This window comes from Streptomyces sp. TS71-3, assembly GCF_018327685.1.
Classification (GTDB): Bacteria; Actinomycetota; Actinomycetes; order Streptomycetales; family Streptomycetaceae; genus Streptomyces.
This window is the reverse complement of record NZ_BNEL01000003.1, coordinates 1,264,978-1,279,249: the sequence shown is the minus strand read 5'-3', so window position 1 is coordinate 1,279,249 and position 14,272 is coordinate 1,264,978. Positions and strand designations below refer to the sequence as shown.

At 70.1% G+C, this 14,272-nt stretch carries 7 protein-coding genes; all 7 read right to left on the bottom strand.

Translation table 11 applies throughout. The features are described from left to right. Positions 1-47 precede the first annotated feature (47 nt). The 7 genes from Sm713_RS29765 to Sm713_RS29735 all read right to left on the bottom strand — a co-directional run bounded on the left by Sm713_RS29765 (position 48) and on the right by Sm713_RS29735 (position 14,060). Positions 48-572: a CinA family protein gene (locus Sm713_RS29765; protein ID WP_212913077.1), complete on the bottom strand. Its 525-nt coding sequence runs from the start codon at positions 570-572 to the stop codon at positions 48-50. Further along, on the bottom strand, positions 569-1,435 hold the full coding sequence (gene pgsA, locus Sm713_RS29760) for a CDP-diacylglycerol--glycerol-3-phosphate 3-phosphatidyltransferase (protein ID WP_212913076.1): 867 nt from the start codon (positions 1,433-1,435) through the stop codon (positions 569-571). The genes Sm713_RS29765 and pgsA overlap by 4 nt, the downstream gene beginning before the upstream one ends. Then, complete coding sequence (gene rimO / locus Sm713_RS29755) at positions 1,432-3,054, bottom strand: 30S ribosomal protein S12 methylthiotransferase RimO (protein WP_212913075.1); 1,623 nt, start codon at positions 3,052-3,054, stop codon at positions 1,432-1,434. Before rimO ends, pgsA begins: the two co-directional genes overlap by 4 nt. An 80-nt stretch (positions 3,055-3,134) precedes the next feature. Then, the gene (locus Sm713_RS29750) at positions 3,135-3,914 is read right to left on the bottom strand and encodes a helix-turn-helix domain-containing protein (RefSeq protein WP_249417042.1); all 780 of its coding nucleotides are present in this window, start codon (positions 3,912-3,914) and stop codon (positions 3,135-3,137) included. 712 nt (positions 3,915-4,626) lie between these two features. After that, a complete protein-coding gene (locus Sm713_RS29745; RefSeq protein ID WP_212913073.1) occupies positions 4,627-7,398 on the bottom strand; it encodes a DNA translocase FtsK in 2,772 nt (923 codons plus the stop codon). Between the two features lie 161 nt (positions 7,399-7,559). Beyond that, complete coding sequence (locus Sm713_RS29740; protein WP_212913072.1) at positions 7,560-8,243, bottom strand: two-component system response regulator; 684 nt, start codon at positions 8,241-8,243, stop codon at positions 7,560-7,562. Positions 8,244-8,531: 288 nt separating this feature from the next. Then, positions 8,532-14,060, bottom strand: a complete 5,529-nt coding sequence (locus tag Sm713_RS29735; RefSeq protein ID WP_212913071.1) for a HAMP domain-containing protein — start codon at positions 14,058-14,060, stop codon at positions 8,532-8,534. Between the last annotated feature and the right edge of the window lie 212 nt (positions 14,061-14,272).

The following is a 14,272-nucleotide window of genomic DNA, read 5'->3' as shown; positions in this document are numbered from 1 at the left end:
AGCGGCTGTGCGGGGAGCGATGACGTGTTCACTAAGGGCTGCAAACATCAAGTCCCCCCGTTCTGTTCCGTATCCTGTGCCCCGCCCTTCCCGGGCCGTTCGCCGGGAAGCTGCTGGAGCAGCAGTTTGAGCACGCTCCGTACACTCTCCATACGGATTTCCGCTCGCTCGCCGTTCAACCTCAGCTCGGCCACTTTCTCCACGCCGCCGGGTCCCGCGACCGCCACGAACACCGTTCCGACGGGTTGCCCGTCCTGCGGATCCGGCCCGGCGACGCCGGTGGTCGCCGTGCCCCAGTCGGCGCCGAGGGCCTGGCGGACGCCGCGGGCCATCTGGAGCGCCACCTCGGGGTCGACGGCGCCGCGCTCGGCCAGCAGCATGCCGTCCACGCCGAGGATCTTCTCCTTGAGATCGGTCGCATAGCTCGTCACGGAGCCGCGGAAGACCTTCGAGGCGCCGGGCACGACCGTGATCTCCGCGGCCACCAGGCCGCCCGTCAGGGACTCCGCGACGGCCAGCGTCTCGCTGCGCTCCAGCAACTGGCGGAGCACCGCTTCGGCCCCAGGGGTCATCGCGGCGGCTCCTCACCGCGGCGCTCGCCGCCCAGCGCGCCCGCGTCCGCGGCGTGGTGCCGGGCGCCCGCGGCCTCCGCCGCGACCACACCGGCCGCACCGTACTCACGAGCCCCGCCCGGCTCCCCGGCCTCCGCGAGCTCCGGGGACTCCCCCGCGGACGCGGCCCCGGCGGCCTCGGCGGACCCAGCAGTCCCAGCAGCCCCGGTCGTGCGCTCCGCGCGCTTGCGGCGCAGTCCGCGCTGCCGCAGCACTACGGCGCGGTTCACGTAGTCCAGACCGGTCGCCACAGTGAGGACCACGGCGAGCGCCATCACCCAGAAGCGCAGCGACGCCAGGGGCCCGGTCAGCGCCAGCACGTACATGCCGACGGCCACGCCCTGCGCGAGCGTCTTCAGCTTGCCGCCCCGGCTGGCCGGGATGACCCCGTACCGGATCACCAGGAAGCGCAGCAGGGTGACGCCGAGCTCCCGGCCGAGGATGACGCACGTCACCCACCAGGGCAGCTCGCCCAGCGCGGAGAGGCAGATCAGGGCCGCGCCCATGATCGCCTTGTCCGCGATCGGGTCGGCGATCTTCCCGAAGTCGGTGACCAGACCGTACGTCCGGGCGAGGTGCCCGTCGAAGAGATCCGTGATCATCGCGATGGCGAAGGCGGCCCAGGCGAGGGAGCGCCAGGCGGGGTCGTAGCCGCCACCGGCGAGCATCAGGGCGATGAAGCCCGGCACGAGCAGCAGCCGGATCACCGTGAGGAGATTGGCCACGTTCCACACGCTGGCCTGGGCGACCGCCGCGGCGCCCAGCTTTCCCCCGGGCACGGGCCTGCCGGAACCGCCCGTGGCGGATGCCGGGACTCCGGTCATCTGCCCGCCTCCTCGGTACCCACGCCGCCGTCGATGACCTCAGCCATCAGGTCGACGCCCTCGGTGCCGACCACCTTGGCCACGACCATACGGCCGACTGCGGGCGCGGCACCGTTCGTCGCGGCGGCTTCGCCACCGGTGAACACCACCTGACCGTCCGTCTCCGGCGCCTGGTGCGCGGCCCGGCCCGTCGCCGGCTCGCTGCCGTCCCCGGAGCCGGCCGACTCGACCAGCACCTCGACCGTCTCACCCAAACGCTCCTCGGCGCGCTGGGAGGTGAGCTCCTCGGCCAGCCGGGAGATGTGCGCGAGGCGTTCCGCCACCTCGTCCTCGCCCAGCTTGCCGTCGAAGCCGGCGGCCTCCGTGCCGTCCTCGTCGGAGTACCCGAAGACGCCGATGGCATCCAGCCGCGCCCCGGTCAGAAAACGCTCGAGCTCGGCCAGGTCGTCCTCGCTCTCGCCGGGGAAGCCCACGATGAAGTTGGACCGGACGCCCGCCTGCGGCGCTCTGGCGCGGATGCGGTCGAGCAGTTCCAGGAATCCGTCGGTGTCGCCGAACCTCCGCATGGCACGGAGCACGCCGGGGGCGGAGTGCTGGAAGGAGAGGTCGAAGTAGGGGGCGACCTTCTCCGTGGCGGTGAGCACGTCGATCAGGCCGGGGCGCATCTCGGCCGGCTGGAGGTAGCTGACCCGCACCCGCTCGATGCCGTCCACCGCGGCCAGCTCCGGCAGCAGCGTCTCCAGCAGGCGGATGTCGCCGAGGTCCTTGCCGTACGAGGTGTTGTTCTCGGAGACGAGCATGACCTCCCTGACGCCCTGTTCGGCGAGCCAGCGGGTCTCGGCGAGGACGTCGGAGGGCCGGCGGGAGATGAAGGAGCCGCGGAAGGACGGGATGGCGCAGAAGGTGCAGCGGCGGTCGCAGCCGGAGGCCAGCTTCACGGAGGCGACGGGTGAACTGCCGAGTCTGCGGCGCAGCGGAGCCCTGGGTCCCGAGGCGGGGGCGAGACCTGCGGGGAGGTCCGCGGGGGCCTGCTCGGCCGCCTGCTGCCCGCTCGGCTTCCCCTCGGTGTCCGCCGGGGCGTCGGCGCCCCGCTCGGAGCCCTCGACGGCGGCGGGCCGCCCCGGGGAGTTCTCCGGGGCGGCCGCCGTGCCGTGTCCGGGCAGTGCGATGCCGGTGCCCGCGCTCTGGCGCTCCACGGGGCTGACGGGAAGCAGCTTGCGCCGGTCGCGAGGGGTGTGGGAGGCGTGGATGCCGCCGCCGAGGATGGTCGACAGGCGGTCGGAGATGTCCGCGTAGTCGTCGAACCCGAGGACGCCGTCCGCTTCGGGAAGGGCCTCGGCGAGTTCCTTGCCGTACCGCTCGGCCATGCAGCCGACGGCGACGACGGCCTGGGTCCTGCCGCTTCCCTTCAGGTCGTGGGCTTCGAGGAGTGCGTCGACGGAGTCCTTCTTGGCGGCCTCCACGAAGCCACAGGTGTTGACCACGGCGACGTCCGCGTCCTCGGCTTCATCGACGAGCTGCCAGCCGTCCGCCTCCAAGCGGCCTGCCAGCTCCTCCGAATCCACCTCGTTGCGGGCGCAGCCGAGTGTGACGAGAGCGACGGTGCGGCGTTCAGGCATGCGCTCAGGTTACTTCGTCGCACCGGCAGCCCCCGCCCCCAGGGCTCCGTGGTCGTGCTGAACCCCCTGCTCACCGCCGGTCAGCCGACCTCAGGATCACCCTTGGTGTAGGACAGGCGCCCCACCTGGCCGGGCTTGAACTGGTTGTCGATCTTCTTTCCGTTCACGAACAGTTCGACGGAGGAGACGTTGCCCACGATCAGGTCGATCTTGTCGCTGTCCTGGAACGTCTTCTTCTCACCCTTCTGCAGGGTGCCGTCGAAGATCACTTGGCCGTTGTGGTCCTTGGCCGAGACCCAGCTCCGGCTCTGGGCGGCGTTGATCATGACCGTCACCTTGTCGCGCGGGGCGGCGGCGATGGCGCTGTCGGAGGGAGCCGGCTTGGGCGCGGCGGGCGGGGCACTGTGGTGGGGGGTGGGCGTGGGCTTGCTCTCGGCCGGGTTGGCGCCTTCGGCGGCCTGCGTGCCGGAATCGCCCGCCGGATCGTTCCCCTGGAAGAGCGTGAAGCCGACGAAACCTATGACCGCGACGATGGCGGCGACCATGGCGGCGGTCCAGTTGGGGCCCCGGCGCTCGGGGCGGATCCGCTCGGCTTCGAAGAGGGGGCTGGCGGGGGTCAGCGATTCCGAGGTGCCGTATTCGGCGTCGTACCGCTCCAGCAGGGGCCGGGGGTCGAGGCCGACGGCGCGGGCGAGTGTCTTGATGTGGCCTTTGGCGTAGACGTCGCCACCGCAGCGGCTGAAATCGCCCTGTTCTATCGCCTGGACGATCGGGATGCGCACCCGGGTGGCGGTACTGATGTCGTCGATGCCCAGTCCGGCGTCGAGGCGGGCGCGCTGGAGGACGCGGCCGATCGCCATGGTGTCGTCGGCCTCCAGGGGGTCGTCGCCGGCCTCCGGGAGGTCGTCCGCGGCCTCGGGCAGGAGGTCGTCGCCGGGCGTCGACAGGAGCGCGTCGTCGGCCGCCAGCAGCTCGTCGTCACCGTCCGACAGGAGGGGGGCCTGCTCCTCGGACAGGCTTTCGCCCGCCCGCACGGAGGTGTTCTCGGTGGCCGCACGATCACCGTCTTCCCGGCGGCGGCCTTCTTCGTCCGGCATAGGGTCGTTTTCGGCCGTTGGACGGCCTTCTTCCGCCGTGAGGCGGTCTGTTTCAGGGGAGTTGCCGATGGACACGGGGGCGCCTTTCGAGCGTGTAACCACCTGCTGGGGGTTCAGTTTATTCAGGGTGCAAAAGGGCTGAGCAACCGGGCGAGAGGGATTCATACGCTATCCGGATGGGGCTGATCCCCGATGGGGGAAGCCAATGTGCGCCTCCCTTCAACTTGACGTATGCGGAGGCGAAACGGTTGCCCCACGCCCCTGGCGACTCGGTGGGCACGACGGCTCGGCCAGGTCCCCCCGAGTGCCCGGCGCACCAGGGGTACCCATGCCCTCTGCCACGTCCCGTCCGAGCCGGGCTGAGGCGCCGCGGCTTCGGGGCCACACAAGGTCCGCGCCGCATGTGCACCGGCTCGTGCGCCGATGTATGCGCCGTGTGCGACCCGCCGTCCGTCGCGAGCGCGGGTTTCACTCCCTATGGTTGAGCTTCCCCGCGGATCACCGCGAGCACTCCATCCAATTCGTCGGCCTTCACAAGAACGTCACGTGCCTTGGAGCCCTCGCTGGGTCCGACGATGTTACGGGACTCCATCAGGTCCATCAGCCGGCCGGCCTTGGCGAAGCCGACCCGCAGCTTCCGCTGGAGCATCGAGGTCGAGCCGAACTGGGTGGAGACGACCAGCTCAGCCGCCTGGCAGAGCAGGTCGAGGTCGTCGCCGATGTCCTCGTCGATCTCCTTCTTCTGCTTGCTGCCGACGGTGACGTCGTCCCTGAAGACCGGTGCCATCTGGTCCTTGCAGTGCTGGACGACCTGGGCGATCTCCTCCTCGGTGACGAAGGCGCCCTGCATGCGGACGGGCTTGTTCGCCCCCATCGGCAGGAAGAGCCCGTCGCCCTTGCCGATCAGCTTCTCGGCGCCCGGCTGGTCGAGGATGACGCGGCTGTCCGCGAGCGAGGAGGTGGCGAAGGCGAGCCGGGAGGGGACGTTCGCCTTGATGAGGCCCGTGACGACGTCCACGGAGGGCCGCTGCGTGGCCAGCACCAGGTGGATGCCGGCCGCGCGGGCGAGCTGGGTGATGCGCACGATGGCGTCCTCGACGTCCCGGGGGGCGACCATCATCAGGTCCGCCAGCTCGTCGACGATCACCAGCAGGTACGGGTACGGCTGGAGCTCCCGCTCGCTGCCCTCGGGCGTCTTGGCCTTGCCGCTGCGGACGGCCTGGTTGAAGTCGTCGATGTGCCGGTAGCCGTAGGCGGCGAGGTCGTCGTAGCGCAGGTCCATCTCCCGGACGACCCACTGGAGTGCCTCGGCGGCGCGCTTGGGGTTGGTGATGATCGGTGTGATCAGGTGCGGAATGCCCTCGTAGGCGGTGAGTTCGACGCGCTTGGGGTCGACCAGTACCAGGCGGACGTCCTCGGGGGTCGCGCGCACCATGACCGAGGTGATCAGGCAGTTGATGCACGACGACTTGCCGGATCCGGTGGCGCCCGCGACCAGGATGTGCGGCATCTTGGCGAGGTTCGCCATCACGTAGCCGCCTTCGACGTCCTTGCCGAGGGCCACCAGCATCGGGTGGTCGTCCCCGGCGGCGTCCGCGAGGCGCAGCACGTCGCCCAGATTGACCATTTCCCGGTCGGTGTTGGGGATCTCGATGCCGACGGCGGACTTCCCCGGGATGGGGCTGATGATGCGCACGTCCGGGCTGGCGACGGCGTAGGCGATGTTCTTCGTGAGCGCCGTGATGCGTTCGACCTTGACGGCGGGGCCGAGTTCGACCTCGTAGCGGGTGACCGTGGGCCCGCGCGTGAAGCCCGTGACGCCGGCGTCGACCTTGAACTGGCTGAAGACGGAGGTGAGGGAGTCGACCACCGCGTCGTTCGCGGCGCTGCGCGCCTTGCCGGGCCCGCCGCGCTCCAGGAGGTCCAGCGAGGGCAGCGAGTAGGTGATGTCGCCGGAGAGCTGGAGCTGTTCGGCGCGCGGGGGCAGGGGGCGCGATTCGTCGGGGGCGGACTTCGTCAGGTCGGGCACCGCGGTGGAGCGGGACGCCTCGTCCGCGGCCGGCGCGTCCTGGTCGTCCTTGGTGAGGCGGGCGCGGGCCGCGGGCACCGGCGTGGTCTGCCCGGGCCGCTTGTCCCCCGTGACGCCCTGGGTGAGGTCGGCCACCAGCGGGGAGGGCGGCATGCCGTGCAGGACGGCGCCGTCGAGCGCGGCGGCGGCGGCCGCGGCCACGTCCACCGGGTCCATGGGCCGCTCCGTGCCGGCCGCACGGCCCGCGCCGGCTCCCGCTGCCGGCTTGCGGCTCTTGCGGCGCTTGGAGAGCGCCTGCTCCTCCGCCTGGTCGTGGTCGGGGATCTCCGCCGATGCGCCCCGGCGCCGGGAGCGGGGCAGCGCTTCGCGCCACTGCTGCTCGTACCGGTCGTCGTCGCTCTCGTAGGCGGCCTGCTCGGCCTCGGCGTCCTCGTCGCGGTCCGGGTGGATCAGGCCGAGCCTGGTACCGAGCAGCCGCAGCCGCTGCGGGATGGCGTTCACGGGGGTGGCGGTGACCACCAGCAGCCCGAAGACCGTGAGCAGCAGGAGCAGGGGGATCGCGAGCGCGTCGGTCAGGGCGTGGCTCAGCGGCGTCGCCACCGCCCAGCCGATGAGGCCGCCGGCGTCCCGGATGCCCTGCATGCCGGAGCTGCGCGCGGGCGAGCCGCAGGCGATGTGCACCTGCCCGAGCACGCCGATGATCAGGGCGGAGAGCCCGATCGCGATCCGGCCGTTGGCCTCGGGGCGCTCGGGGTGGCGGATGAGCCGGATGGCGAGGGCGGCGAGGAGGACCGGCACCAGCAGGTCGAGCCGGCCGAAGGCGCCAGTGACCAGCAGCTCGACCAGGTCGCCGACGGGGCCGTCGAGGCTGGACCAGGTACCTCCGGCGACGATCAGGGCGATGCCGAGCAGCAGCAGCGCGAGGCCGTCCTTGCGGTGCGCCGGGTCGAGGCCCTTGGCGCCGCGCCCTATGCCGCGGAAGAGGGCGCCCACGGTGTGGGCGGCGCCGAGCCACAGGGCGCGCGCCATGCGGTAGATGCCCCCGGTGGGGCTGGGCGCCGGCCTGGGCGCGGCCTTCTTCGCCGGCGGCCTGCGGGCGGGCGCCTTCTTCGCCGTGCTCTTCCTGGAGCCCGGCGCGGCCTTCTTCGCCGTGCCCTTCGCCGGCGCGGCCGCCTTCTTCGCGGGCGTCTTCTTGGCTGCGGACTGACGTGAGGCCATGGGGGTGAGATTACCGCCGCGGGTCCCGGTGGACACGCGTGCCCACTGCTTCACCCGATCGTGTCGGGTGTCGCGCTACGGGAGGCTGACAGGACGTCAAACGGGGCCTGAACGCCGCAGGCGATTCCGGCCACCAGGGGCCGGCGCCGCCTGCGGAGTCGTCAGCTCTGCGACGGCAGGGGCGGGACGCCGTTTCCCGTGCCGGGCTCCAGGGCGTCCAGCGCCCGGCGCAGCCCGGTGAGCTTGCGCTCCAGGTGTGCGGCGGTGGCCACGGCGGACGCGTCCGCCGAGTCGTCGTCGAGCTGCTTCGACAGGGCCTCTGCCTGCTCCTCGACCGCGGCCAGCCTGGCGGACAGCTCCGCGAGCAGTCCGGCGGGCTCCTTCGCGTCTCCCACGGGTGCCTTGCCGCTTCCTTCGAGCTGGAGCCGGAGCAGGGAGGCCTGCTCGCGCAGCTGGCAGTTCTTCATGTACAGCTCGACGAACACCGAGACCTTGGCGCGCAGCACCCACGGGTCGAAGGGTTTTGAAATGTAATCCACCGCGCCCGCCGCGTAGCCGCGGAAGGTGTGATGCGGGCCATGGTTGATGGCAGTGAGGAAGATGATCGGGATGTCGCGGGTGCGCTCGCGGCGCTTGATGTGCGCAGCCGTCTCAAATCCATCCATACCCGGCATCTGGACATCCAGCAGGATGACTGCGAAATCGTCCGTAAGCAGTGCTTTGAGCGCTTCCTCCCCGGACGACGCCCGCACCAGTGTCTGATCGAGCGCAGAGAGGATGGCCTCCAGCGCCAGCAGATTCTCCGGCCGGTCGTCGACCAGGAGGATCTTGGCCTTCTGCACCATGGCCCGCCCTCCTCGCCCCGGCATGGGGCCTCCCCTGTCCAAAGGACTCGGGGCGGCACCAGGGGCCGCCCCGGGGGACGACTCCCTTACGCCGTCCGTCCTTGTGCCGGTCATCGTAGCCGCACCCCGCTTGTCGCCACACCCTGTCACTGCCATGTCACCGTGCATGAATCTCAGCACACTGCGGAAACGCGGGGCGAGTCCAAAAGGTTCCCCGATTACCGTAGTTCTACACGACGCCCGGGCCGGTTCAAGGCTACAACTTTGCCACCTGCGACCGTACGCCACTCAGGTGTTGGCCATCCACCTCCGCATGACGGACAGCAGATGGTCGGGGTCGACCGGCTTCGTGACGTAGTCCGACGCGCCGGACTCGATCGCCTTCTCCCGGTCGCCCTTCATGGCCTTCGCGGTGAGCGCGACGATCGGAAGGCCCGCGAACTGCGGCATCCGCCGGATCGCCGTCGTCGTGGCGTAGCCGTCCATCTCGGGCATCATGATGTCCATCAGGACGACCGCGACGTCGTCGTGCTGCTCCAGCACCTCGATGCCCTCACGGCCGTTCTCCGCGTACAGCACCGCGAGACCGTGCTGTTCCAGGACGCTGGTGAGCGCGAACACGTTGCGGATGTCGTCGTCGACGATGAGGACCTTCTCGCCGTCGAACACGACGGCCTCCCAGTCCTCGGCGACGGCCTCCAGCTCCGCGCCCGCCCCGGACACCGGCACCAGTTCGGCCCCCGGCCCGTCGTCCACGGCGTCCCGGGCCGGGACGGCGGGCTTCTCGGGAGCCTCCTGCGGCTGCTCCGGCTCCGGCTCGGCCGAGGGCAGCTGCGGAAGGGCCCTGCGACGGCGCCTGAAGAGGGCTGCGGGCCCCGTCTGGGAGTCCTGGTAGGACTTCACCTCGGGGGGCATGTCCGTGTCCTCCACGGCCGTCAGGGTGTCGCCCGGCTCGATGGACGGGGCGAGCTGCGCGAAGTCGGAGGGCATCTCGCTCGGGTGCAGCGGCATGTACAAGGTGAACGTCGACCCGCGGCCCGGTTCGCTCGCCGCGTTGATCTCGCCGCCGAGCAGCCGGGCGATCTCCCGGCTGATGGACAGTCCGAGGCCGGTGCCGCCGTACTTGCGGCTGGTGGTGCCGTCGGCCTGCTTGAACGCCTCGAAGATCACCCGCATCTTGCTGGCCGCGATGCCGATGCCGGTGTCCGTGACGGAGAACGCGATCAGCTCGCCGTCCGGGTCGCTGAGCGCGCCGGTCTCCAGCAACTGCTCCCGGATGGCCGGCGGCACGTCCGCGCCGGCGGTCCTGATGACCAGTTCGACCGCTCCCGAGTCGGTGAACTTCACGGCGTTCGACAGGAGGTTGCGCAGGACCTGGAGCAGCCGCTGCTCGTCGGTGTGCAGCGTCGCGGGCAGCTCCGGCGACACGCGCACGGAGAAGTCGAGCCCCTTCTCCGCGGTGAGCGGCCGGAAGGTGGCCTCCACGTAGTCCACCAGCTGGACGAGCGAGATGCGCGTCGGCGAGACGTCCATCTTGCCCGCCTCGACCTTCGTCAGGTCGAGGATGTCGTTGATGAGCTGGAGCAGGTCGGAACCCGCGCCGTGGATGGTCTCCGCGAACTCGACCTGCTTCGGGGAGAGGTTCCCCTCGGCGTTGTCGGCGAGGAGCTTGGCCAGGATCAGCAGCGAGTTGAGCGGGGTGCGCAGCTCGTGCGACATGTTGGCCAGGAACTCGCTCTTGTAGCGCATCGAGACGGCCAGCTGCTCCGCGCGCTCCTCCAGGACCTGGCGCGCCTCCTCGATCTCGGTGTTCTTCACCTCGATGTCCCGGTTCTGCTGGGCGAGCAGTTCGGCCTTCTCCTCCAGCTCGGTGTTGGACTCCTCCAGCGCCTTCTGGCGGTTCTCCAGCTCCGCGGAGCGCTCCCGGAGCTGCTCGGTCAGCTCCTGCGACTGCTTGAGCAGCACCTCGGTCTTGGTGTTGACGCTGATGGTGTTGACGCTGGTCGCGATCATCTCGGCGATCTGGCTCAGGAAGTCCTTCTGGATCTGGGTGAACGGCTGGAACGAGGCCAGCTCGATCACGCCGAGGACCGTGCCCTCGAAGAGCACCGGGAGCACGATGACGTGCGCGGGCGGTGCCTCCCCGAGGCCGGATGCGATCTTCAGGTAGCCCGGCGGCACGTTCTCCACGAGGATCGTCCGCCGCTCCTTGGCGGCCGTCCCGATCAGCGTCTCACCGGGCCTGAAGGACGTCGGCATGGAGCCCATCGAGTAGCCGTAGCTGCCGAGCATCCGCAGCTCGTAGGCGTCGTCGGAGGCCGTTGCGAGGTCCTGGGCGTCGTCCGTGGGCATCGCCATGAAGAAGGCGCCGTGCTGCGCGGAGACCACCGGCGTCAGCTCGCTCATGATGAGCGAGGCGACGTCCTCCAGGTCCCTGCGGCCCTGCATCAGGCCGGAGATGCGGGCCAGGTTGCCCTTCAGCCAGTCCTGCTCCTTGTTGGCGATGGTGGTGTCGCGCAGGTTGGCGATCATCGTGTTGATGTTGTCCTGGAGGACCTGGATCTCGCCCGCCGCGTCCACGTCGATCTTGAGGTTCAGGTCGCCGCGGGTCACCGCGGTCGCCACGGCCGCGATCGCGCGCACCTGGCGGGTGAGGTTGCCGGCCATCTCGTTCACCGACTCGGTCAGGTCGCGCCAGGTGCCGTCGACGTCCCGCACCCGGGCCTGACCGCCCAGCTGCCCCTCCGTGCCCACCTCGCGGGCCACCCTGGTGACCTGCTCGGCGAAGCTGGAGAGCTGGTCGACCATGGTGTTGATCGTGGTCTTCAGTTCGAGGATCTCACCGCGGGCGTCGATGTCGATCTTCTTGGTCAGGTCGCCCTTGGCGATCGCGGTGGTGACCATGGCGATGTTGCGGACCTGGCCGGTGAGGTTGGACGCCATCGAGTTCACGGACTCGGTGAGGTCCTTCCAGGTGCCCGAGACGCCCGGCACGCGCGCCTGGCCGCCCAGGATGCCGTCGGTGCCGACCTCGCGGGCCACCCGGGTCACCTCGTCGGCGAACGACGACAGCGTCTTCACCATGATGTTGACGGTGTCGGCGAGCTGGGCGACCTCGCCGCTGGCCTCCACCGTGACCTTCTTGGTCAGGTCGCCGTTGGCGACCGCCGTCGCGACCTGGGAGATGTTCCGCACCTGGCTGGTGAGGTTCTTGGCCATCAGGTTGACGTTGTCGCTGAGGTCCTTCCAGATGCCGGTGACGCCCGGCACGCGCGCCTGGCCGCCCAGGTTGCCCTCGGTGCCCACCTCGCGGGCCACCCGGGTCACCTGCTCCGCGAAGTTCGACAGCTGGTCCACCATGGTGTTCACGGTGGTCACCAGTTCCAGGATCTCGCCCTTGGCGTCGACCGTGATCTTCTTCGACAGGTCGCCCATGGCGACCGCGGTCGTCACCTCGGCGATGTTCCGCACCTGAATGGTGAGGTTGTTGGCCATGAAGTTGACGGACTGGGTGAGGTCCTTCCAGGTGCCGGAGACGCCCTGCACCTCGGCCTGACCGCCGAGGATGCCCTCGGTGCCCACCTCGCGCGCCACCCGGGTGACCTGCTCCGCGAAGTTCGAGAGCTGGTCGACCATGGTGTTCAGGGTGTTCTTCAGCTCCAGGATCTCGCCCCGGGCGTCCACCCCGATCTTCTGGGACAGGTCGCCGCGGGCCACCGCGGTCGCCACCTGGGCGATGTTGCGGACCTGCGCGGTGAGGTTGCCGGCCATGCCGTTCACGGAGTCGGTGAGGTCCCGCCAGACGCCGGCCACGCCGGGCACCTGGGCCTGGCCGCCCAGCCTGCCCTCCGTGCCGACCTCGCGCGCCACCCGGGTCACCTGGTCCGCGAAGGCGGAGAGCTGGTCGACCATCGTGTTGATGGTGTTCTTCAGCTCCAGGATCTCGCCGCGCGCGTCCACGTCGATCTTCTGGGACAGGTCGCCGCGCGCCACTGCGGTGGTCACCTGGGCGATCTGCCGCACCTGGGAGGTCAGGTTGCCCGCCATGAAGTTGACGGAGTCGGTCAGTTCCTTCCAGGTGCCGCTGACGCCGTCCACCCGGGCCTGGCCGCCCAGGCGGCCCTCCGTGCCCACGTCCCGGGAGATGCGCGTCACCTGGTCGGCGAAGCTGGAGAGTTGGTCGACCATGCTGTTGACGGTGTTCTTCAGCTGGAGCATCTCGCCGGAGACGTCCACGGTGACCTTCTGCGACAGGTCGCCGTTCGCCACCGCCGTCGTCACCTGGGCGATGTTGCGGACCTGGCCGGTGAGGTTGCGGAAGGCGGTGTTCACGGAGTCCGTGAGGTCCTTCCAGGTGCCCGCGGCGCCCGGCACCTGCGCCTGGCCGCCCAGCTCACCCTCGACGCCGATCTCCCGGGCGACCCGGGTGACTTCCGCGCCGAACGAGGAGAGCCAGACCACCATCGTGTTGACGGTGTTCTTGAGCTCCAGCATCTCGCCCGCGACGTCGACGGTGACCTTCTGCGACAGGTCTCCGTTCGCCACGGCGGTCGTCACGGCGGCGATGTCCCGCACCTGAGTGGTCAGATTCCGGAAAACCGTGTTCACCGAATCGGTGAGGTCCTTCCACGTGCCCGCCGCACCGGGCACGTTCGCCTGGCCGCCCAGCCGGCCCTCGGCGCCGACCTCGTTCGCCACGCGGGTGACCTCGTCGGCGAACGTGCGCAGCGTCTCCGTCATCTGGTTGATGGTCTCGGCGAGCTGGGCCACCTCGCCGCGCGCACTGACGGTCACCTTCTGCGACAGGTCGCCGTTGGCGACCGCCGTGGTGACCTGCGCGATACCGCGCACCTGGGCGGTGAGGTTGCCGGCCATGAGGTTCACCGAGTCGGTGAGGTCCTTCCACACCCCGGCGACGCCGGGCACGCGCGCCTGACCGCCCAGCTCGCCCTCGGTGCCCACCTCGCGGGCCACCCGGGTCACCTCGGACGAGAACGAGGAGAGCTGGTCCACCATCGTGTTGACGGTGTTCTTCAGCTCCAGCATCTCGCCGGCCACGTGAACCGTGACTTTCCGGGACAGATCGCCCCGCGCGACGGCGGTCGTGACGAGAGCAATGTCACGCACCTGAGCGGTGAGCCGTTCCGCCATGGTGTTGACGGAGTCGGTGAGGTCCTTCCAGGAGCCGGACATGCCGCGCACCCGGGCCTGCCCGCCCAGCTTGCCCTCCGTACCGACCTCGCTGGCCACCCTGGTGACCTCGTCGGCGAACGTGGAGAGCTGGTCGACCAGGTTGTTGACGGTCCGGCCGACCTTCAGGAACTCGCCCCGCAACGGCCGGTCGCCGCCGTCCGACGCCGGCGAGCGCAGCTCCATCCGCTGCTCCAGGTCACCCTGGGCCACAGCCGTGAGCACCCTGCTGACCTCGGACACCGGGCGCACCAGGTCGTCCACGAGCGCGTTCGACGCCTTGATGGCGGCCGCCCAGGAGCCCTCGCCGGCGCCCCCGTCCAGCCGCTCCGTGAGCTTCCCCTCACGGCCCACGACACGCCGTACGCGGGACAGCTCACCCGTCAGATGGAGGTTCCTGTCGGCGACCTCGTTGAACACGGCGGCGATCTCCGCCATCACGTCGTCACCCGAGACGGTGAGGCGTTTGCGGAAGTTGCCGTCACGCATCGCCACCAGTGCCGCGAGCAACTTGTGCAAGGCAGCCGTATCCACGGCGGTTGTCCCGTTATGCCGCGATGTGCGCGGCTTTGTCGGGGACTGTCCGCCTTGTGCGCGCGCGGTCCGCGTCGCTGCGCCAGACTCCACCGTGTCCCTCCCGCAGGGGTCGACCTTGTGCTCGGGCTCTCGTGAAACTTCTCGAGCTTCGTTCGAAGCCTCTGAAGCCTCGTTCTCAGAAGACTGTTCTCACTAGAAGCGTGCCCAGTGTTTCACCCTTGCGGAACCAGGCCATAACAGTTCGGCAGCTTCCCACACCGTCCGCACACCCTCTGGGCGGAAACTCCTACGGGCGGCATCCG